Source organism: Halioglobus sp. HI00S01 (genome assembly GCF_001635445.1).
Taxonomy (GTDB): Bacteria; Pseudomonadota; Gammaproteobacteria; order Pseudomonadales; family Halieaceae; genus Halioglobus; species Halioglobus japonicus.
On record NZ_LWEE01000006.1, the window covers coordinates 79,374 to 99,690 of the forward strand.

The following is a 20,317-nucleotide window of genomic DNA, read 5'->3' on the forward strand; positions in this document are numbered from 1 at the left end:
GCGTGTCTGCTGCTGAGAATAGCCGCTGATAGAAATACTCTGAGGAAAATTCCATGTCACAGATTGTCCGTACGCTCTGCCTGTTTGTTGCTCTTGCCCTGGTAGGGCAGGGGGCCGTGGCGCAAGACAAATACGCCAAAACGCTCTCGGCGTTCCAAGCCGCCGCAGGTACGGCGCCATTTTTTAACAATGCCTATGGCTATGCCTTGTTCCCGACCATTGGCAAAGGCGGTATTGGCATTGGCGGCGCTCACGGCGGAGGCCAGGTCTACGTGGGTGGTCGCCATGTCGGCAACACCACCATGACCCAGCTGACGATGGGTTTCCAGCTGGGTGGCCAGGCGTTTAGCCAGATCGTTTTCTTCGAAGACCAGCGCGCATACCGTGAGTTTACGACAGGCAACTTCGAGTTCAGTGCCCAGGCAACAGCCGTCGCCCTGACGGCGGGTGTGTCGGCGGAAGCGAATACCGGCGGCGGTCTGGCGGCAGGCGCCTCGGGAGGGCAGAACGATGCCTCTACCTACAATTCGGGCTATCGCAAGGGTATGGCCATCTTCACTATCGCCAAGGGCGGCTTGATGTATGAGGCCGCACTCGGCGGACAGAAATTTACTTACACCCCGCTATAGCGCGGTGTCAGGATGACGATAAGCCCGGCCTTCGCGCCGGGCTTTTTTGTGGCTGGCCGAGGGTGATCAGCTGGCCAGCTTTGGCTTGGCCTTGGGCCGCGCTTTGGCAGGCGCTTTCTTACGCGCGGGTGCCTTTTTTACCGTGGCCTTCTTTTTCGCCGCTGGTTTTTTCTTTGCTGCGGCTTTCTTTACCGGAGCCTTTGCCGCCGCCGTTTTTTTGGTAGGCGCTTGTTTGGTGGCCGCCTTTTTCCCTGCAGGTGCTTTTTTCTTGGCAGCGGGCTTTTTCTTTGCCGCAGCTTTCTTTTTGGCAGCAGCTTTTTTCGCCGGTGCTTTCCCGGAGGCGGTTTTGCCGGCAGTTGTCGCAGGCTTGGCTGCAGCGCGTTTGCGCTTGCGGGCGTCAACCTTGCCCTCGGTGGCCTTGGCGTCGGTCGTGACCGCGGCATAGAGGTTTTCATAGGCCTCTACGAGGCAATCATGGTAAGTCTCTGGGTCGGGAATGATATTGCGATCGCCCAGCATCGATAGCGTCACCTTGCCAGAGTAGCTGAACACCAGGTGGAACAGCCCCACACCCGGGGTGAGTAATCCCAGACCGAAGTAATCCACCATGCGGGCCCCGGCGCAATACAGCGGGAAATCGGGTCCCGCGACGTTGGAGACCACCGTGGAAATGTTCGCGGGAACATAGGTGGAAAGCTCATTGCGCGCCCAGATTCCGGCAGCTGTTTTTGCCACGACCGGAGAGACTGCACCGGCAATTTTCAGTACGTCTACCAGTGGGCTGGCTTCGCCGCTGGTCTTGGCATCCTGTGAAGACTGGTGAACGGCGCGCAGGCGCTCCAGGGGTTCTTCAATATCCGTGTGCAGTGAACAGTACACCGAACCCACCTGGTTGTTGTCGTCGGTGACACCACGGCGAGTGCGCATATTCAGTGGAATACCTGCGGCCAGAGACCCTTCCTCGGGGGCATGCCCATGATGCTTGAGGTATCTTTGCATGGCGCCGCCAATAACGGTGAGCGCCACATCGTTGACGGTGACACCGGCGGCGTTTTTGATCGCCTTGAAACCGTCGAGTGGAAACTCCGCCGCGTCAAACACGCGGTGCGGTCCGACCGGTTGGTTGAGAATGGTTTTGGGAGCGGTAATGTCGGGTGCAGGGATTTCGTTGCGGGCGACATCCAGGGCATAACGTCCCAGATCCACGGCGTTTCTCACCGTGCCCTTGAGCAGATCGACGGTGTTCTTCACGCCATTGAAACTGGCCTTGGTGAGCAGTTCCGACACGCTCGGCTCTACATCGACCAGCATTGGCTCTTCATCTTCTTCGACGTCCGGACCTGGGTTGGCAACCAGGTCGTGAATCAGCGCCATAAACGAGGAACCGCCAGCGCCGTCAACCAGAGAGTGATGCATTTTTGTATAGATGGCGAAGCAGCCGCTGGGCAGGCCGGGAATATTGTCCAGGCCCTCGATAATATAGGCCTCCCAAAGGGGGCGGCTCATGTCGAGCGGACGGGCGTGCAGCCTGGCGACCTGAATGCACAGTTGGCGCCAGTCGCCGGGTTCGGGCAGGGCAATGTGCCGCAGGTGGAATTCGACGTCAAAGTTAGCGTCTTTGACCCAGTAGGGGCGATCCAGTCCGCCGGGTACTTCTATCAGGCGCGTGCGAAACATGGGTTGTTTGTTAAGGCGTCGCTGGAAGCTGGAGATAACATCCTTGAAACGCACAAAACCACCCGGGGCAGTCGAGGGATCGTAAATACCGAGGCCGCCAATGTGCTGAGGTGTATTGGTTTGCTCCAGATTGATAAAGGCGGAGTCGAGAATACCTAACTGCTTCATGAGTAAGTGCCTTGCCAGTGGTCTTGGGTCGGTAATAACAGGGGGAATTTCCTGTTTCCAAGGTGAGGCGTCGTTATATCATTGAATGTAGAAGGTCGCCAGAATGGTTGTGCAAATTTTGTCCAGTGTGTTGAATAGTTGTCCCCTTAAATGCTTTGCCGCGGGCATCGCACTGCTAGTGAGCGTGTCCTCTTATGCGGCTCCGGCCGCGTATGGGAAGTACTTTTTGCGGGCTGAACCTGGTGTTGATTCCGGGGTGGCGGCGCAGTCCGGCCCGGCCATTGATCGGGATAAGCTGCAACGCCTGTTTGAAGAGCGCGAGCTTGTCGGTGGACCCTATGCCGATACATTGACCGAACCACTGGCCCAGTTGGGCGATCAGTTATTCGCGGTGGGTGATTACCCCGCGGCTGTCATCGTGTATCGCAGGGCGCTGCACGTATTGCGCATTAACGATGGGCTTTACAGTGAGCGCCAGGTGCCCGTTCTAAGACAGCTTATTCTGGCGTTTCGCGCTACCCAGGACTGGCAGACCCTGGATGGACGCTACGAATATTTCTTCCGTGTTTATGGCCGGGGCAAGCCACCGTATACCGAGTTGCGCCTCAGGGCCGCGCTGGAGTATTTACGCTGGCAACGCGAAGCCGTGCAGCTGAAGCTCGGGGGTGAGCCCCGCCGATTATTGGATCTGGTGTCTCTCAACGGCGATTTGCTGAAGGCGACCATGAATGATTCGCAGGCGCCATACGCATGGAAAAAGGGCCTGGCGCAAAGCCAGATGGAAAACCTGTACCTCGTGATGGATGTGATTGAGCCGCTGGTGCGGCAGGCTGAATTCAGTAATTCGAGAGATATCTTCGGCGCCCAACCACTGTCAGCCGATCTCGACCAGCAGCGGATGAGCGGGCTGCTGCGCACCGCCCCGGCCAAAGGGCGGCAAATAGTGCAGGCGCTGCAACTTGCAGCGGGCGACGATACTGTGGAAATTGCTGCCCTCGATCTGGCACTGGGCGATTGGCACCACTGGACGGGTAATCGCTATCGAGCTGCGGAAGCCTATACGCGAGTCGAGCAAAACCTGCGCGAAGCGGGGGAAACTGCGCTGTTGAAGCAGTGGCTGGGAGCACCGGTGGCGTTACCCGCCAATAACGCGTTTGTTCGTCCCTTGCCCGATGAGAATCTGGTGCGGGTCAACGCCCTGTTTGACGTGTCGCGGCAGGGGCGCGTCAGCAACGTTCGTGTCGAGGCGCTGGACGACAAGTCAAGCAGCACGTCGCGCTTTCGTCGCCGTTTGAATGCGACGTTGTTTCGACCGCAGTGGGAGGGCGGCGAGCCGGTCGAGAGCAGGGTTGAACGCGAGTATAAGCTGCTGCCCTGATACCCCTTAGGCGTTCTCGACAACCATGATGGCGCCGTTGGCTTCGATCGATCCCCGGGTGCTCCACTCGTGTACTTCAGCGAAGTGTTTGTCCGCGCACTTTTCAGCGATCTCGAAGAACGGTGAACGCTCAGGGTCGGCGACCAGAATATGTTTGACGCCGGCTTTGACCGCGCGGTTGATCATGTTGGTGACCGGCTTCACCAGTTCATCCCAGAAGCAGATGTCTGCGGCAATCAGCATGTCGTATTGACTGAGCTGACGCGTGGTCAGTTTCTCAAAGCGTGACACGAGGTGCTCAGTAGTCACGCCATTCAGTTCGGCGGTGGCGCTCAGAAAAGGGAAGACGTCCGGGTCGGCATCCATGGAGGTGACTTCAGAGCGGAAATTTTTCGCACACCAGATGCCTGAAATGCCCCAGCCACAGCCCACGTCCAGCACCTTGCCCGTGTGCTCGGGCGGATGCTGTTTGAGGTAGTCGATAAGCAGGCAACTGGATTTCCACAGCTTGTTGCCGTGAATGGAGGGCTCAATGCCCAGACGTTTTACCTTGCGAATGGCGGGATGCGACGCGGTGGGTATGCGAACGCCGCGGAAGCGGCGTTCCAGAACAGGCTTGTTGGCCAAAACTATACCTCATTGGGATTAATCCATATCGGCGATGTCCAGGCGCGTTCCTGCAGAGTGGGGGCGTAGAACGGTTCCTCTTCAGGATTCAGGCAACAGCGGCCGAATACGTCGCCGATGGCACCGGCTTCATCCTGAAATATTTCCGTTTGCTGTGCTGCCTGCTCACTGCAGTTTTCAGCGAATGGATTAACGCCATAGGACTGACACTGTAGTGTGCTCCAGCGACAGGAGGGGTTTTCCAGCACTCTGACATAGTAAAACGCGGACTCGGCGGCATTGTACGCGGGATCGCGCCAGACCGTACATAGATTTTTGTGGCCGCTGCCAACAGGAGTACAGGTCTCGGGATTTACACTGGCGCTGTTATCGGCGCTGCCAGCGACATCAAACACCTGCTCGTGGGTGTTGCCATCGGCATCGAGCCAGCCTTTGATCACCTGAATGCGCTGCAAATCCAGGCCGGGGTTGGCTGCTGTGCCTGGATCTTTAGCGGCGCTGACGATAAAGGCCGGCGATGCGCCCGGGGCGGCTAACTCGCCACCCATGGGTACGCCGCTCGCATAGGCTTTCTCCAGCATCTGTGGGTCATTGCAAATGTCATCTGGGAAATCTTCGCCCGCGAAAAAGCGCACCATGGGGCGTGTGCCACTGGTGGCATAAGCCTCGCGGCGACGCATGCCTTCGAAGATCGCATCGCGCGAGTTCTCTTCTGCCCAGACAACGGCGAGGCCGCCCGGGTTATCGAAGAAATGATCCTGTACATTGCGATAGCCGGCGTCTCGGCGCCCGAGGTGGCCGGTGTAGTTGAACTCTTCAGCCCCGCCGGGAGATGCGCTGTGGGTGTCAGTACTGCCGATAAAGCCCGGTTTGAAAGGGTTGATACCCGTTTTTTGCTCCAGTGCCAGACCGTCCTTGAGTACATTGCGCATCATATTGCGCCGACCGTATTCATCCAGTGGCACAGGATCGGCCTCCGCAGTTTGTACTTCGCCGAACAAGGTGCCCAGCATCGCCAGGTTGTCAGCGACAACCTGTTCAAAGTCGCACAGTTCGTCTTCGGTATCGAGGCCGCGCCCCAGCAGGCGATCGAAGCGACATTCGCTGGCGGCCTTGTGTTGCACCAGCTCTACCAGGGGTTCGAAAAACAGACGTTCCTTGGCTTCCTCTTCCGACTGTGGGTCGGGGAACATCAGGCCGCGGCTGAGGTTGGAGTTATGCGGAATGGCCAGGACATCACAGCCTTTCTTGCCTTCGATACATTCCTCTCGCAGCCGTCGCCACAATTCGGGCACATTGCGTGACCCTGTGTCGTACGTGGAAATGGCTGTGTCGGTCACCTGGGCGTTCCGATAGATAACGTTGCGGTGCAGGTTGGAGTAATTGGGCGCGTCAGTGTATTCGTAGCCCACAAAGGTGGTGAAGCTGCATTCGGCACTGCGGTCGTAGTGTTCTTCAGCCGCATCCTGTACACCTTGCCAGGCTTCCTTGTGCGCTGCATCACAGTCGCCCATGGTGCAGACAAACGATTCTGCTTTGGTGCTGCTGTTGTCGACGACGCCAATCTTTGCCCAATAGTCAGCCGCCAGTAATTGGACGATGTACCAGTCGCTGCGGCCCATGATACACGCGGGAAACCAATAGGCGAGCTTGGAGGAATCCTGGGTACAGAGATTGATCGGTCCCAGGAATTCTGAGTGATCGGTCACCGCGGTAAAGTCCAGTGGCCGCTCTATCTGTGCTCGCAGCGTTTGCTGACCATCGGCGTCGGACAGCGTGATCGCCTCACCCTTAGCATAGCGATAGGCTGCTGAGGGCTCATTGCGCTGACTCGACACATAGCTGTCAAATGAGTAACTGGTGTGCACATGCAGGTCACCAAACATAGGCTTGCGCGTTTCACTGTAGTCGTGGCACGGCTCGCGCTCCTCGGTTCGCTCGAAAGCGCCAGCGTAGGAAGCGTTAGCGGTCGCCGTAATCAGCGCCAGGGCTTTAAGGGTCGGATGCATCGGCAACTCCAGTCTCATTCTTATCGATGTGAAGCATAGGGGGTGGCCTGGCCCGGCGGGATGCACTAGCGGGTCAATTTCGTGGTCTAAATAGATCCCGTGGACCGTTACATGTCGATATTACGTCCTCTTACGTTCGGTAGCCAAGACTCTCGACCTGAGCTAGGCTGATTGACACAGATTCGACAACCAACGCTGGTTGCGAACAGTAGGGGCGCCCATGACGACGACCAAACGACAAGTAGAGTTACTTGAAAAGAACCGTCCTCGCCAGGAACGGGCCAAGCGCACCTACGAGGCGATTATTAATGCGGCCGCAGAGTTGTTGGTGGAAGTGGGTGTTGAGCGAATCTCTACCAATCTGATCGCCGAGCGCGCCGGCATTACCGTTCCCGCGCTGTATCGTTATTTCCCGAACAAGTATGCCGTCCTCTATGCCCTGGGGGCCGTGCTTATGGATCGGCAGAACGAGGCATTTCAACGGTGGCTTGAGGAGTTCGCCACGCCAGGGACCGAGCCGGATGTGGCCGAGGCTATCTACAGCGTACTCAAGCTGACCTACGATGTGACCCGGGATATGTCCGGTGGGTTGGAGACATCATTGGCCCTGCGTGCGGTAGAGCCTCTGCGTGAGCTGCGTATCACGTCCAACCGCATGGTGGCGGAACAATTTGCCGCCTACCTGGCGGAGCGCACTGGTGTCAGTCTGGATGCTGAGCTACAGATGCGCTGCAGGCTGGGTGTGGAGATGGGTTATGCGGTCGTAGAGAGCGCACTGGAAGACAGTGCGCTGCCGGCTGATGCCTTGATTCGCGAAGGCGCGTTCATGTTGCACGCCTATATGCAGGCCGCCGTGGGCAACTGAGCCGCTTATTCGGCGACAACATCCTCGGCCTGAGGGCCTTTATCTGTCTGTGCTTCCACAAAGTTGACGCGCTGGCCGTCTTTCAGGCCGCGGCGATCGCCACCGCGAATGGAGCGGAAGTGCACGAAGATTTCATCGCCATTGTCCTTGGTGATAAAACCGAAACCCTTGGTGCCATTAAACCATTTCACGCTGCCCTGTTCTCTGGGGCCATTAGCCCCGGTGCTGGCGGGAGCGGCAGCTTCGCGGCTGTCGGAACCTGTTGCCGCTGCGTTGCCGCCGGGCAGTAGGGCGCTGGCGATAGCGGCGACAACGAACAGAGCGATGGTTGGNATTTGGGGGAGTGCTGTGCTAGCGGCCCAGCAGGCGGCGCCGATGGCGGTGGCGATGGCGACTTTGGCGAACAGGTTCATATTGGATAGCCTCTGGTTTCTCTGGGCAATAGTAAGCCGCGAAAGCTATCGCTTCCGCAGGGTGGTGACTGAACGAGGGAATCTCTGCCCGGGAGTGGGCGAATCCAGGTCAGTTACAGCTTCTGGACGTTCTCAGCCTGGAGCCCTTTGGGGCCTTCGACCAGTTTGAACTCTACCGTCTGCCCTTCATTGAGCGTGCGATAGCCATCTCCCTCGATGGAGCGGAAGTGAACAAATACATCGTCGTCGCCTTCCTCGCGGGTGATGAAGCCAAATCCTTTGGCGTTGTTAAACCACTTTACCGTGCCATTTACACGATCACTCATACCACTTTCCTCGGTTTTTAGCGTATTGCTTTTATTATGCTCCCGCGCCCGAGAGGGCGAAGGAGACTTGAAACCGTTTGCGGCTGCGATTACATCTGCTGGATCTGCGTCTGCTGCTCCTGAAGCTTCTCCAGCGCCTGTTGTTGCGCCTGCATTTTCTCCCGCTCTTTTTCCACAACGGCTGCGGGGGCCTTGTCGACAAATGCACTGTTAGCGAGTTTCCCTTTGACTCGTCCCAGCTCTTTTTCCAATTTGTCGATTTCCTTGGCAAGGCGCGCCAACTCTGCGTCCTTGTCTATCAGGCCGGCCATCGGAATCAGAATCTCCAGTTCACCTACCAGAGCCGTGGCCGCCACGGGTGCTTCAGCTTGTTCGTCCAGCCACTCGATGTTCGAGAGCTTGGCAAGCTTTCTGAGGAATGGCGCGTTTTCTTGCAGTCTGCGTTTATCTTCGTCGCTGCCATTCTTCAGGAGTACTGCGAGTTCTTTGCCCGGTGCGATATTCATCTCGCCACGGATGTTTCGGACACCCACAATGACACCCTTCAGCCATTCTATATCCGCATTTGCGGCGCTGTCCATAGCGCTAGTATCCGCTATCGGATAGGGCTGCAGCATGATGGTGTCACCTGACTTGCCCGCCAGTGGGGCAACGGTCTGCCAGATTTCCTCCGTAATAAAGGGCATAAGTGGGTGTAGCAGGCGCAGCGATGTCTCCAGTACCCGTATCAGGGTGCGGCGCGTGCCGCGTTTGGCTTCGACGCTGGCGTTGTCGTCCCACAGGACGGGCTTGGACAGTTCCAGGTACCAGTCGCAGTACTCATTCCAGATAAATTCGTAAATAGCCTGCGATGCCAGGTCGAAACGGTAGCTGGCGATGGCCCGCTCCACGTCCTGTTCGGTTTCCTGTAGGCGGCTGATAATCCAGCGATCGGCGAGGCTGCGTTCGATGGGCAGCGACTCGTCCTGGCCGCAATCTTCGCCGTCGCAGTTCATCATCACATAGCGCGCGGCATTCCAGATCTTGTTACAGAAGTTGCGGAAGCCTTCGATGCGGCCGATGTCGAACTTGATGTCGCGACCAGTGGATGCCAGCGAGAAATAGGTGAAGCGCAGTGCGTCAGTTCCGTAGGGGGCTATGCCCTCCGGAAACTCCTTGCGGGTCTGTTTCTCGATTTTTGCCGCCAGCTTGGGTTGCATCATGCCGGCGGTGCGTTTTTTCAGCAGGCTGTCCAGGTCAATGCCGTCGATCAGGTCGATCGGGTCGAGCACGTTGCCCTTGGATTTGGACATCTTCTGGCCCTGGCTGTCACGCACCAGGCCGTGTACATAAACCGTGTGGAAGGGCACTTCCTTGCGGAAATGCAGGGTCATCATAATCATCCGGGCAACCCAGAAAAAGATGATGTCAAAGCCGGTGACCAGCACGGAACTCGGATGGAAAATTTGCAGCTCTTCGGTTTCGTCGGGCCAGCCCAGGGTGGAGAACGTCCACAGTGCAGAAGAGAACCAGGTATCCAGTACGTCCGGGTCCTGGTGCAGGGCAATGTCGTCGGCCAGGCCGTGCTCGCTGCGCACCGCGGCCTCGGATTCACCGACATAGATGTTGCCTTCGCTGTCATACCAGGCGGGAATACGGTGTCCCCACCACAACTGCCGGCTGATACACCAGTCCTGGATGTCGCGCATCCAGGCGAAATAGGTGTTTTCCCACTGTTTCGGCACGAACTGAATATCGCCGTCTTCCACCGCCTTGATGGCGGGTTTGGCCAGCTCGCGGGCGTCTACATACCACTGGTCGGTCAGGTAGGGTTCGATCACGACACCCGAACGGTCGCCGCGGGGTACCTTTAGGGTGTGGTCGTCGATTTTTTCCAGCAGGCCAAGGGCATCGAGATCGGCGACGATTTGCTTGCGCGCGTCGAAGCGGTCCATGCCGACATACTGCTCCGGCGCTTCGCCGCCGATACGGGCGTCGTCGTCGAGGATGTTAATCATGACAAGCCCGTGGCGCTTACCCATTTCATAGTCATTGAAATCGTGGGCGGGGGTGATCTTCACGCAACCGGTACCGAACTCGCGATCGACATAATCGTCACCGATAATCGGGATCTGACGACCTGTCAGGGGCAACTCTACCATGCGCCCGATGAGATGCGCGTAGCGCTCATCTTCCGGGTGTACGGCCACGGCGGTGTCGCCGAGCATGGTCTCAGGACGGGTGGTGGCCACGGTAAGATGGCCTTCGCCGCCAGTGAGTGGGTAATTGAAGTGCCACAGGCTGCCCTGTTCCTCCTCGGAAATAACTTCGAGGTCGGAGATGGCGGTGTGCAGTACCGGGTCCCAGTTCACCAGGCGTTTGCCGCGGTAGATCAAGCCTTCCTTGTAGAGGCGGATAAATACTTCCTGCACCGCATTGGACAAACCTTCGTCCATGGTGAAGCGCTCGCGCGACCAGTCCATGGAGGCGCCCAGGCGGCGCAGCTGGCGGGTAATGGTGCCGCCAGACTCTTCTTTCCACTCCCAGACTTTTTCGACAAATTTTTCGCGGCCGAGATCGTGGCGGCTAATGCCCTGGGCTTCGAGTTGGCGCTCAACCACCATCTGGGTAGCGATACCGGCGTGGTCGGTACCGACCTGCCACAGGGTGTTGTAGCCCGCCATCCGATGGTAGCGAATCAAGGCGTCCATGATGGCTTCCTGGAAGCCGTGGCCCATGTGCAGGCTGCCCGTCACATTGGGCGGGGGAATCATGATGCTGTAGGCCTCATCGCCGCCCTGCGGGGCGAAATAGCCTCTCTCTTCCCATTCCTGGTACCAGCGGGTTTCGATATCTGCGGGTTGGAACGTTTTATCCATGCTCGAGTGAATCCGGGGGTCAAAATAAGGGGCGCGATTATACGCGAAGGTGCCCGGTTATTATAGAAGCAGGCAGAGGGTTTGATTTGTGCCAGGGGGCGCTTTGAATCCCGGCCTTCGGGGGAGTGTCGGGGCGTTACAAGTCGTGTTTTTCGAGCTGGTAGCCCCGGTCCTTGTAGAACATCCAGGACTCGCGCAATGCCGCCAGACTGTCCTCGTCCTGGGTGACAACTTCGGCCACACGCGCAAACCGGCTGAAAAACGCCGGGATGTCCAATTGCAGGTTGATCAACAGGTCGTTGTGATCACCCGGATCCTGCCCCCAGCCTATGCCAATGGGCTGCGCCAGGGCGTCGCCGGCCAGGGCATGGGGGAGAAAACTGCTGGGTCGGTAGCTCCACAGGAGCTGGTCGAGGGCCTCTGCCTGAGCTCGGTCGACCGCATTGATGTAGATACGATGCCCCTGGGCGAAAGCCTTATCAGCCAGGCGCGCGGCGACGGTGAGGCGCTGGGTCGCCTCAGCCGCCTGGACTACGTAGAAACCGACTCGGGTCATGCGCCGCGTTAGCCTGCGCGATCTTGCAGGTAGCGGGTCAGCAGGCTCACGGGGCGACCCGTAGCGCCTTTGGGTGCACCACTCCAGGCAGAGCCCGCAATGTCGAGGTGGGCCCAGTCGTAGGCCTTGGTGAACTCCGACAGGAAGCACGCAGCGGTGACACTGCCGCCGCCAGGGCCGCCAATATTGGCAAGATCGGCAAAATTGCTTTTCAGCTGGCGGGTGTAGTCGTCCCATAGCGGCATGCGCCAGGCGCGATCGTGGCTCTCGGTGCCCGCTGCCAGGAGCTGCTCGGCCAGCTCATCCTGATTGGCGTACAAACCGGTGGCGTGTGCCCCCAGCGCGATAACACAGGCGCCGGTGAGTGTAGCGATGTCGATGACTGCTGCAGGCTTGTAGCGCTCCACATAGGTAAGCGCATCGCACAGCACCAGGCGACCTTCGGCATCGGTATTAAGCACTTCAATGGTCTTGCCTGCCATGCTTGTTACCACATCGCCGGGCTTGGTTGCGCGGCCGCTGGGCATGTTTTCCGCGGCGGCGACCACGGCCACCACATTCAGTGGCAGGTTCATTTGGGTTACCGCTGTCATGGTGCCGAATACGCTTGCAGCGCCGCCCATGTCGTATTTCATTTCGTCCATCTTGGCGCCGGGCTTGAGGGAAATGCCGCCGCTATCAAAGGTAATACCCTTGCCGACCAGCACGTAGGGCTTGTCACTCTTCTTGCCGCCGTTGTACTCCATGACGATGAGTTTGGCGGGTTCGTCGGTGCCAGCAGTGACAGACAGCAGTGAACCCATACCCAGCTCACGCATTTTCTTCTCGTCGAGAATTTGCACTTTTACCTGCTTGTGGCTGCGGCCCAGCTTGCGAGCCTGGGCTGCAAGGTGCGTGGGCGTGCAGTAGTTGCCGGGAAGGTCGGCCAGATGGCGTGCTACGTTAATGCCCTCGCCGGTAGCGGCACCGGTTGCGAGCGCCTTTTCAGCCGCTGCTTTACTCATGGTGCCAGCCACAACCAATTTATTTAGCGCCATGGGCGGACGCGGCTTGGACACTGTTTCGGTATATCGATAGGCGCGGGACGTGAGATCCCGGGCCAACATATCCAGCAGCCAGGCTTCGTCGGCATCGGTGACAGGAATCTCACCGATGAGCAGCAAGGCGTCCTTTGCGTCCAGGTGGTTGAGAGCGGTGTACAGGCCCTTGGCAAAATCGCGTGCTGCGGCGCGGTCAAAGGACTTCTTCTCGCCGCAACCTATCAGCAGGACGCGCTTGAGCTTGCCGCAGCCCAGCAGCGTGTGGCCTTCGCCGGTTTTGCCTTTGAAATCGCCCAGTTCGATAGAAGCGCTGATCGCGCCGCCACAGGCCTTGTCCAGTGCTTTGGCCTGGCCTTTCAGGGCTTCGCCTTTGAACAGCGGCAATACGGCGCAGGCGCTGCTCGCCTTGCTCGCGTCTTCGACTTTGCGAGCGGAAAACTTGATGGTAGTCATAGGGGAATTGCCTCGTAGTATCAACGGGCGATAGTGTATGATGTTGTGCACATAAACTGAACCGAAAAAGCCCGCTGCAGCAGACGCCCCGGCATGAGAATTTTACGCTACCTAACCCGCGAAGTACTCACCCACATGCTGGCTGTGAGCTTTGTCTTGCTGGTGATTATTATCAGCGGGCGTTTCGTCAAGTATCTGGCCGAGGCCGCCGTCGGCGATCTGGCGGCCAATGTACTGTTGCCGGTGATGTTCTATCGCCTGCCCGGGTTCCTCGAACTGATAATTCCTCTGGGGCTGTTCATCGGCATTCTCATGTCTTACGGCCGCCTCTACGTCGAAAGTGAAATGGTGGTGCTCTCTGCCTGTGGCGTCAGCCCGTCCCGGCTGGCCCGCTACACGCTGGTGCCGGCAGTGATTGTGAGTGTGCTGGTAGGAGTGCTCAGCCTCTGGGTGACGCCCATGGGGGCATCGCGCTCCGAGGCGCTGCTGGACGACCCGGAATCCTCACAGGGGCTGCATGCCATGGCCGCGGGACGGTTTCAGAGCCGGCGCGCTAGCGATACCGTCAGCTATGCCCAGCGTATTGATCAGGACGGCACGATGTACTCGGTTTTTCTGTCCCAGCGCGAGCGCGACAGTAGCGGTAATCTGCGCATGGTGGTCACGGTGGCAGAGGAGGCCGAGATCATTCTCGATGGGGTCTCCGGCGCCCGTTACCTGGAGTTACGCAACGGCTATCGCTACAGCGGATATCCGGGCAACATGGACTATGATATCGCCCAGTTCGATACGTTTGGCGAAATGCTTCCCGAGCCGGAGGGCGGTATTCGCACCGCCGACCCTGTCGATGGTCGCGCAACCTCGCGGCTGTGGGCCTCCGACAGCCTGGAAGACAGGGCGGCACTGCAGTGGCGTTTGTCGATTCCCCTGATGGTGCCTATTGTGGCGGTCATTGCCATGTGCCTGAGCCGCACCGATCACCGCCGCGGCCGCTACGCGAAGATGGCTCCGGCGTTTCTCATTTACCTTGCTTACCTGATGTTGCTGGCGAATGCTCGAACGGCCTTTGCCGAGGGCGGTGGGGTGCCCGGCGGTTTGTGGTGGGTGCACTGCCTGTTCGCGCTGGTGGCGCTCGCTATGTTGTATGGCGACAGCCTGCGCACTCGATTCACCTACTGGAGGCGGAATCGTGCGTCAGCTTGATCGCTACATCGGAAAGACCGTGTTGATGTCCATTCTGCTGGTGCTGGTGGTCATCGTGGGACTGGACGGCATTGCCGCATTTATCGACGAATCCGAGGATGTGTCCGAGACCTACACCTTTGGCAAGGTCGCTCTCTACGTATTGCTCACCCTGCCAGGGAGTTGCTACGAATTTATTCCCTTTGCCGCGCTAATCGGCTGCATGCTCGGCCTGGGTCAACTGGCAACTTCCAGTGAGTTGGTGGTTATGCGTGCCGCCGGGGTCTCCATAGGACGGCTTACGTGGCTGGCGCTGAAGCCGGCATTGGTGATCGCGCTGGTGGGATTTGTGTTGGGCGAGTTTATGGCGCCGCGCACCGATCAGATGGCGGAAACCCAGCGTGCGCTTGCGCAGAACCCGGGAGAGAGTTTCTCCGGCAGGCACGGTGTTTGGAACCGTGAGGGAAATACCTTTTTCCATTTCAATGCCGTGGAACCCCAGGGCATTGTGCACGGTATCACCCTGTTACAGATGGACGACCGCAACCAGCTGCAGTCATCGCTGCGCGCTCGTCAGGCGGTGTATCAAGGCACGCACTGGGTCATGGAAGATGTGGTGCAAACCAATTTCAGCAGTTGGCAGACCAGTCGCGAGGAGCACGTCAGCCTGCGCTGGGATACGGGGATTACACCGGAGCTGTTGTCACTTGTGATTGTGGAGCCGGGGCAATTGCCGCTGGCGGACCTGTATCGCTATAGCCGCTACCTGCAGCAACAGGGCTTGGAGCCTGACGATTATCAGCTGGCCCTGTGGCGCAAGCTGTTTCAGCCGCTGGCTGTGAGCGCCCTGGTGTTGATAGCGATTTCCTTCATCTTTGGCCCGCTGCGCGAGGGCACCATGGGCTTTAGGATATTTGCCGGCGTGATTGTCGGGATCGTCTTTCGGACCAGCCAGGATTTGCTGGGGCCGGCCAGCATGGTTTTTGGCTTCCCGCCCATTTATGCGGCTCTGGGGCCAATTATTCTGTGTATGCTGGCCGGGATTCTATTGCTCATGCGCGCAAGGTAGGCCCCGGGGCCCTTTGTTTGGGTCAGTTGGCCTCGGGATTGAAGCCTACTTATCCCTGCTGGCTTTAGGCAGCAAGATCAGCTCCGTACCGGACAGGTAGTCGTGCCAGTAGCGGTGATTGCGATCCACTAGTTTCCACCAGTAGCCCAATCCCAGACACGCGGCACTGATAGCCGCCCCGAGGCAGCGCAGTACGACCTGGCCCGCGTTGATCCTGCCGCCGTCGGACCGCACCAGTTTGATACGCCAGGCCTGCATGCCCAGGGTCTGGCCACTCTTGAGCCAGAAGGCGCCAAAAAACAGTATCAGTGACAGAGCTGTGAGGACTTGTCCCGCCAGTGGCGGCAACACCTCCCGTTCACCGCCGCTCAGCTGTACCGCTACGCCCAGCCCGAGGGCGTTCACCACAAAGATCAGCGCGATGACCAGCAAACTGTCGTAAATCATTGAGGTGAAATGGCGTAGGATCGAGGGCGACGGCCCAGCTGGGCCCGTTGCAGGCGGCGGCTCGTTGACGATGTCTTTACTCATGGCGCAGTAGTCTACCACCATTGCGCTTCGATTAATGTTCGTTAATGGAGCCGGGGATTCGGGCTGTGCTACATTGCGCGTCGAGTAATAGAGTAATTCTTTATGCAAGTTTTGCTGGTTGAAGACGACCAGGCTCTGGCCGAGTTTATCGGCACCGAACTACAGCGCAGTGGCAGTAGCTGTGTGCACTGTGATGACGGTGATCAGGCCTACGCCACCGCGCTCGAGGGCGCGTTCGATGTCATGGTGGTCGACCGCATGCTGCCCGGACGTGATGGCCTGACCCTGATTCAGGATTTGCGTCGCCAGGGGCTGACCACGCCGGCACTGGTGTTGAGTGCTCTGGGCGAAGTCGATGATCGGGTGCAGGGCCTTAAATCCGGTGCCGATGATTATCTTGTGAAACCCTTTGCCATCGACGAATTACAGGCACGCCTGCAGGTTTTGCTGCGCCGAGGAACGGCAGGTGGCAATGAAACTGTGACCCGCTTGCAGGTGGCCGATCTCACCATGGATTTACTGCAGCAGCAGGTCGACAGAGGCGGGGTTTCGATTAATCTGCAACCGCGCGAATACCGCTTGCTTGAATACCTGATGCGCCACGAGGGCCAGGTTGTCACCCGGACCATGTTGCTTGAGCATGTCTGGGGCTATAACTTCGATCCACAGACGAACGTGATTGATGTGCATATCTCGCGACTGCGGCAGAAGCTCGACAAGGAGTTTGAGCAGCCGCTGCTGCACACCGTACGCGGCGCCGGTTATCGCCTCGGTCACGGCGCCGAGTAACCGCCGTGAATTTTCGCGAGGTTATCGCCAGCCTCACATTCCGCTATATCGCCAAGTATCTGCTGGTACTTAGCGCCGCAGTGACGGCGCTGATGGCCAGTCTCTACGCACTGTATAGCTATGCGTATTTCCATGATCTGGGCTCAAGTATTGTAGAAGAACACGAAACCCTGAAGCTTGTTTACCGAGGGCAGGGCATGGACGGCCTGGGCAAGTATGTCCAGGACCAGCGGCAGAGCTGGTATGTCGATCGCTTTCACTACCTGATTCGGGATGGCGAAGGGAACACCCTATTAGGCGATTTGCCTGCGGGCACCAGTTACAGCGAGTTTGAAGACGGCTGGCTGGGCTTTGAGCTGGCGCTGCTGGAATGGGGTGAGGAGGTTGGCGTTGAGTTTCTGGCCCGCCAGGTACAGTTAGATGAAAATGTGTTTGCACTGGTGGCGCGCAGTTTTGATGAAGCGGGCAAGCAGGGCAGGGTTGTCGTGGTCATGCTTTATCGCACCATGGCGGCGACGATTCTTCTGGGGCTGATCGGTGGCTTCTTTGCCGCGGCCCGCAGCCTGCAGCGAGTGGACTGGCTGAGTAGGGAGATGTCGCGGATTATTCGCGGCGACCCTTCCCAGCGGCTGGATGTAGACCGCGAGAAGGGCCAGGTAAAACAGCTGGCCCTGATGATGAACGAAATGCTCGACCAGACTGAGTCCCTCATGCAGGGGGTGCGCAGTGTATCGGACAATATCGCCCATGATCTGCGCACACCGCTGAGCCGCATGCGCAACCAGTTGAGCCAGCTGCGAGATAATGTGACACCGGATCGCAGTGCAGACGTGGAGCATCTACTGGCGGACTGTGATGCGCTGTTGACCTCGTTCAATGCCGTACTGCGCATTTCTGCCCTCGAGGCAGGTAGCCGTTATGCCGGTGGCACCGAGCTCGACCTGGCGGCGCTACTGGAGGATGTAGGCGACCTCTACGAACCGGTGGCTCACGACAAGGGCATCGAATTCAGCGTGAGCGCCGCAGGCCCACGCCACTGTGAGGGTGAGGCCGACCTGCTGTTTCAGATGTTTGCCAATGTGCTCGATAACGCCATCAAGTACACGCCGGAGGGCGGTCGTGTTGCGGTGAATCTGCAAGTGGGAAGTGGTGCCGAACTGCGGGTCAGTATCAGCGATACGGGGCCCGGTATATCAGCCGAGCACTGGGAAGATGTGTTCCGGCGTTTTTACCGGGTTGAACCCAGCCGCTCTGGCCAGCCAGGTCATGGACTGGGCCTGAGCATGGCGCAGGCCATTGCTCACTATCACCATGGCGCCGTGGATCTGCATGACAATCACCCCGGCTTGCGGGTAACAATCAGCCTGCCGCGTCGGGTCCGGAGCTAGTCTTTCAGGGCGATGTGATCGGTGTCAGGCGCGGTGGCGGTTTCCGTCCTGCGGAATTCTTCTTCCAGTACTGCACTGCCTTCCGGTGCGAGTACGATCGACGACAAGTCCAGATCCGGGGCCTCGGCTTCCGGGGCCGCACAATCGGCAAAATCGGTACCCTCGGGAGACAGGTCGAGGTCATCGGTGTTGGGTGCCAATGGTGTCTCGTCCGCAGCCAGGGTGGGGATCTCTTCGCCTGCGTCACCCATACTCAGGTGGGAGGTGTCCGGCGCAGCTGGTGCTGCAGCAGACGGCTCACTCAGGCGTGTCGCCGCCGCATCAACGGCAAGCGTACCGGTGTCGATATCTCTGGCTTCAGTCACCGTGCGCTCTTCGGGGCGCAGTACGTCACTTTGGGGAGGGGCGAGTGTGACGCCATCTTCATCCGCAGCGGGTGCGGATGGCGGGGCTGGTTGCGAGATGCCGGCATCGGGGGCCGCAGCGAGCGCGGCAATGCGCTCCGCTGCGGTTTGTGGAGGAGCGGCCGGCGGTGGCTCCACCGGCTGTGGCGCGGCGGCCGGCGATGCGGCGGGTTTGGATTGGGGCGGCGCAGAGGCATCCGCTGGATCGGCAGTCTTGATGACCGGACGCGCCCCGACTTTCTCCATGGCTTGCTTGTATTTGAGCGCCGTGGGCTTGTCGCAGTCGCGCTTCACCATGTGCATGCGACCGTTAAAGAGCTTGTTCACCATGGCTTCGTTGGCCTTGAACAACTGGCCAATACCCTGGCGAACTTTGGCCGGGTCCTGACCGGCGAGGACTTCACCGGCGAAATAAACGTTGTAGCGCGTATCCATCATCCTGACTCCTGTCGATGACACGTTCCAGTATACGCAGATTGACCGTTGGGGTCTTGCCGCAGAGCACCGCTGATCTGGTAATATGGCGGTTTGCAACTTGCTGGCGTTTCCGGTTTGAGCGATAGCGTCCCCACTCGTTTTATGAATACCCTGCTGCGCATGGTGAATGCCCGCGGCTACGATTTCAGCGCAATGCTCGCTGAGGCGGGCATTGAGTTCAATCCATTGGATGAGCACTCGCCAGGATATCGAAGCGAGATTACCGCAATGCAGTACTCGCAGGTCTATCAGCAGGTATTGCGGTTGCTGCAGGATGAGACCTTCGGCGTTACGGGCAGTGAGTTGGTGGCGCCAGGCGCCTTTCGCATGATGTGTTACTGCATTATTTCCTGCGACAACCTCGGCCAGGCCATTCAGCGCGCATCAGAGTTTTACCGCACCTTCTTCGATGAGCGTAGTCAGCTGTACGCGAACTTTTCCCAGGTTCATGCCCGGGTAGGTTATCGCACCATCGATCGTCGAGAGCGTCCCCAGGTGGGGCCTGCTGACGCCTATGGACTGCAGGTCTGGCACCGTTTCTTCGGGTGGCTCTGCGGTCGACCGATAAAACTGCACCGGGTGGATTTTACCGGTGAACCGCCGGCTAATCCCGACAAGTATGAGGAGTTGTTCTACTGCCCGGTCTACTACGGTCAGCCCAACGACTTGCTGTATTTTGACAGCGAGTGCCTGGCTTGGCCTGTGGTTCACACTCAGCATTCACTGCGTGAATTCCTACGCACCGCGCCCTATCAAATGCTGATTATGGACAGCCACCCGGGCAGCGATAATTTGTCGGCCCAGGTGCGGGCCATGATTGGCCACGATTTCAGCGCTGGGTTTCCCAGTTTTGAAATGATCTGCAGTGCCCTGGCGATGTCGGCACCCACGCTGCGCCGGCGTCTGAAGCGCGAGGGAACCACATTCCAGCAACTTAAGGATGACGCCCGCTGTGAGGCGGCCAAGCTGTGCCTTAATCGCCACGATCTATCAATTAACGAAGTTGCACTGGAGATGGGGTTTACCGACCCGAGCGCATTCCATCGTTCCTTCAAGAAATGGACAGGGCAGACTCCGGGCCAGTTCCGCGCCACTTTAAAACGCGATTGATGGCCCGTAAACGCGTATAATGCGGGCCTCTTTAGAGGTATTAGCATGATAGTCCAGACCGAAATTGAATTTATTCTTGGCGAGCAGTTCCAGCCCGCTCACCTGCAGGTGGAAAACGAGAGCCATATGCACAGCGTGCCACCGAATTCGGAAACCCACTTCAAGGTTGTCATTGTCACCGACGCTTTTGAAGGTAAGCGTAAAGTGGCCCGGCACCAGCAGGTTTACGGTGCGTTGGCGGCCCAGCTGGAAGGCCCTGTCCACGCGCTCGCCCTGCATACCTATACGGCAGCCGAATGGACTGAGCGCGAAGGCGCACCGGCGTCCCCCGATTGTCTGGGCGGTTCCAAGGCGGAGGCGCAGTAGGT

General features: G+C 58.6%; 19 protein-coding genes. 9 read left to right on the forward strand and 10 right to left on the reverse strand.

All coding sequences use genetic code 11. The annotated features are described in order from the left end of the window. Positions 1-53 precede the first annotated feature (53 nt). A complete protein-coding gene (locus A3709_RS01795; protein WP_066049209.1) occupies positions 54-629 on the forward strand; it encodes a hypothetical protein in 576 nt (191 codons plus the stop codon). A 66-nt stretch (positions 630-695) separates the two neighbouring features. Here the strand turns inward: A3709_RS01795 and A3709_RS01800 are convergent, their stop codons facing one another. Then, entirely contained in the window at positions 696-2,474 is a 1,779-nt protein-coding gene (locus tag A3709_RS01800; RefSeq protein ID WP_066049211.1) for a wax ester/triacylglycerol synthase family O-acyltransferase, read from the reverse strand. A 226-nt stretch (positions 2,475-2,700) separates the two neighbouring features. On the opposite strand from A3709_RS01800, the gene A3709_RS01805 reads away from it, so the two are divergent. Further along, positions 2,701-3,852, forward strand: a complete 1,152-nt coding sequence (locus A3709_RS01805) for a hypothetical protein (RefSeq protein WP_066049214.1) — start codon at positions 2,701-2,703, stop codon at positions 3,850-3,852. A 6-nt stretch (positions 3,853-3,858) separates the two neighbouring features. Here the strand turns inward: A3709_RS01805 and A3709_RS01810 are convergent, their stop codons facing one another. After that, entirely contained in the window at positions 3,859-4,479 is a 621-nt protein-coding gene (locus A3709_RS01810) for a methyltransferase (protein WP_066049217.1), read from the reverse strand. Positions 4,480-4,481: 2 nt separating this feature from the next. Continuing rightward, complete coding sequence (locus A3709_RS01815) at positions 4,482-6,488, reverse strand: DUF3604 domain-containing protein (RefSeq protein ID WP_066049220.1); 2,007 nt, start codon at positions 6,486-6,488, stop codon at positions 4,482-4,484. A gap of 220 nt (positions 6,489-6,708) precedes the next feature. On the opposite strand from A3709_RS01815, the gene A3709_RS01820 reads away from it, so the two are divergent. Beyond that, the gene (locus tag A3709_RS01820) at positions 6,709-7,353 is read left to right on the forward strand and encodes a TetR/AcrR family transcriptional regulator (RefSeq protein WP_066049223.1); all 645 of its coding nucleotides are present in this window, start codon (positions 6,709-6,711) and stop codon (positions 7,351-7,353) included. 5 nt (positions 7,354-7,358) lie between these two features. Here the strand turns inward: A3709_RS01820 and A3709_RS24390 are convergent, their stop codons facing one another. The 5 genes from A3709_RS24390 to A3709_RS01845 form a co-directional block, all read right to left on the reverse strand. Continuing rightward, complete coding sequence (locus A3709_RS24390; RefSeq protein WP_229801718.1) at positions 7,359-7,544, reverse strand: cold-shock protein; 186 nt, start codon at positions 7,542-7,544, stop codon at positions 7,359-7,361. Between the two features lie 335 nt (positions 7,545-7,879). Then, positions 7,880-8,092, reverse strand: coding sequence for a cold-shock protein (locus A3709_RS01830; RefSeq protein ID WP_066049229.1), 213 nt, complete (start codon positions 8,090-8,092; stop codon positions 7,880-7,882). Between the two features lie 89 nt (positions 8,093-8,181). Beyond that, positions 8,182-10,950 (reverse strand): valine--tRNA ligase, encoded by a 2,769-nt coding sequence (locus A3709_RS01835; protein WP_066049232.1) that lies wholly within the window; start codon positions 10,948-10,950, stop codon positions 8,182-8,184. Between the two features lie 136 nt (positions 10,951-11,086). Next, entirely contained in the window at positions 11,087-11,506 is a 420-nt protein-coding gene (locus A3709_RS01840; RefSeq protein ID WP_066049234.1) for a DNA polymerase III subunit chi, read from the reverse strand. Positions 11,507-11,514: 8 nt separating this feature from the next. After that, complete coding sequence (locus A3709_RS01845) at positions 11,515-12,999, reverse strand: leucyl aminopeptidase (protein ID WP_231871073.1); 1,485 nt, start codon at positions 12,997-12,999, stop codon at positions 11,515-11,517. Positions 13,000-13,092: 93 nt separating this feature from the next. On the opposite strand from A3709_RS01845, the gene lptF reads away from it, so the two are divergent. Both lptF and lptG read left to right on the forward strand, forming a co-directional pair. Then, the gene (gene lptF / locus A3709_RS01850; protein ID WP_066049236.1) at positions 13,093-14,202 is read left to right on the forward strand and encodes an LPS export ABC transporter permease LptF; all 1,110 of its coding nucleotides are present in this window, start codon (positions 13,093-13,095) and stop codon (positions 14,200-14,202) included. Further along, positions 14,189-15,250, forward strand: coding sequence for an LPS export ABC transporter permease LptG (gene lptG, locus A3709_RS01855; RefSeq protein ID WP_066049239.1), 1,062 nt, complete (start codon positions 14,189-14,191; stop codon positions 15,248-15,250). Before lptF ends, lptG begins: the two co-directional genes overlap by 14 nt. A 45-nt stretch (positions 15,251-15,295) precedes the next feature. Here lptG and A3709_RS01860 read toward each other — a convergent pair whose 3' ends face one another. Continuing rightward, positions 15,296-15,781, reverse strand: a complete 486-nt coding sequence (locus A3709_RS01860) for an RDD family protein (RefSeq protein WP_066049313.1) — start codon at positions 15,779-15,781, stop codon at positions 15,296-15,298. A 102-nt stretch (positions 15,782-15,883) separates the two neighbouring features. Between A3709_RS01860 and A3709_RS01865 the strand changes: the two genes are divergently transcribed. Both A3709_RS01865 and A3709_RS01870 read left to right on the forward strand, forming a co-directional pair. Then, positions 15,884-16,570 carry a response regulator transcription factor gene (locus A3709_RS01865; protein ID WP_066049242.1) on the forward strand — a complete coding sequence of 229 codons (687 nt, stop codon included), beginning with the start codon at positions 15,884-15,886 and terminating at the stop codon, positions 16,568-16,570. Between the two features lie 5 nt (positions 16,571-16,575). Next, entirely contained in the window at positions 16,576-17,958 is a 1,383-nt protein-coding gene (locus tag A3709_RS01870; RefSeq protein WP_066049244.1) for a HAMP domain-containing sensor histidine kinase, read from the forward strand. Here A3709_RS01870 and A3709_RS01875 read toward each other — a convergent pair. Beyond that, positions 17,955-18,800 (reverse strand): hypothetical protein, encoded by an 846-nt coding sequence (locus A3709_RS01875; RefSeq protein ID WP_066049247.1) that lies wholly within the window; start codon positions 18,798-18,800, stop codon positions 17,955-17,957. The genes A3709_RS01870 and A3709_RS01875 overlap by 4 nt on opposite strands. A 114-nt stretch (positions 18,801-18,914) precedes the next feature. On the opposite strand from A3709_RS01875, the gene A3709_RS01880 reads away from it, so the two are divergent. Next, positions 18,915-19,949, forward strand: coding sequence for an AraC family transcriptional regulator (locus A3709_RS01880; protein WP_231871074.1), 1,035 nt, complete (start codon positions 18,915-18,917; stop codon positions 19,947-19,949). A gap of 45 nt (positions 19,950-19,994) precedes the next feature. After that, the gene (locus A3709_RS01885; RefSeq protein ID WP_066049253.1) at positions 19,995-20,315 is read left to right on the forward strand and encodes a BolA family transcriptional regulator; all 321 of its coding nucleotides are present in this window, start codon (positions 19,995-19,997) and stop codon (positions 20,313-20,315) included. Positions 20,316-20,317 lie beyond the last annotated feature (2 nt).

Excerpts from the sequence above, each read along its gene's own strand:
- A3709_RS01835 (WP_066049232.1), bottom strand. The coding sequence starts at position 10,950 with ATGGATAAAACGTTCCAACCCGCAGATATCGAAACCCGCTGGTACCAG.
- A3709_RS01885 (WP_066049253.1), top strand. The coding sequence starts at position 19,995 with ATGATAGTCCAGACCGAAATTGAATTTATTCTTGGCGAGCAGTTCCAG.
- A3709_RS01820 (WP_066049223.1), top strand. The coding sequence starts at position 6,709 with ATGACGACGACCAAACGACAAGTAGAGTTACTTGAAAAGAACCGTCCT.
- lptF (WP_066049236.1), top strand. The coding sequence starts at position 13,093 with ATGAGAATTTTACGCTACCTAACCCGCGAAGTACTCACCCACATGCTG.
- A3709_RS01845 (WP_231871073.1), bottom strand. The coding sequence starts at position 12,999 with ATGACTACCATCAAGTTTTCCGCTCGCAAAGTCGAAGACGCGAGCAAG.
- A3709_RS01865 (WP_066049242.1), top strand. The coding sequence starts at position 15,884 with ATGCAAGTTTTGCTGGTTGAAGACGACCAGGCTCTGGCCGAGTTTATC.
- A3709_RS01830 (WP_066049229.1), bottom strand. The coding sequence starts at position 8,092 with ATGAGTGATCGTGTAAATGGCACGGTAAAGTGGTTTAACAACGCCAAA.
- A3709_RS01795 (WP_066049209.1), top strand. The coding sequence starts at position 54 with ATGTCACAGATTGTCCGTACGCTCTGCCTGTTTGTTGCTCTTGCCCTG.
- A3709_RS01860 (WP_066049313.1), bottom strand. The coding sequence starts at position 15,781 with ATGAGTAAAGACATCGTCAACGAGCCGCCGCCTGCAACGGGCCCAGCT.
- A3709_RS01840 (WP_066049234.1), bottom strand. The coding sequence starts at position 11,506 with ATGACCCGAGTCGGTTTCTACGTAGTCCAGGCGGCTGAGGCGACCCAG.
- A3709_RS01815 (WP_066049220.1), bottom strand. The coding sequence starts at position 6,488 with ATGCATCCGACCCTTAAAGCCCTGGCGCTGATTACGGCGACCGCTAAC.
- A3709_RS01875 (WP_066049247.1), bottom strand. The coding sequence starts at position 18,800 with ATGATGGATACGCGCTACAACGTTTATTTCGCCGGTGAAGTCCTCGCC.
- A3709_RS01800 (WP_066049211.1), bottom strand. The coding sequence starts at position 2,474 with ATGAAGCAGTTAGGTATTCTCGACTCCGCCTTTATCAATCTGGAGCAA.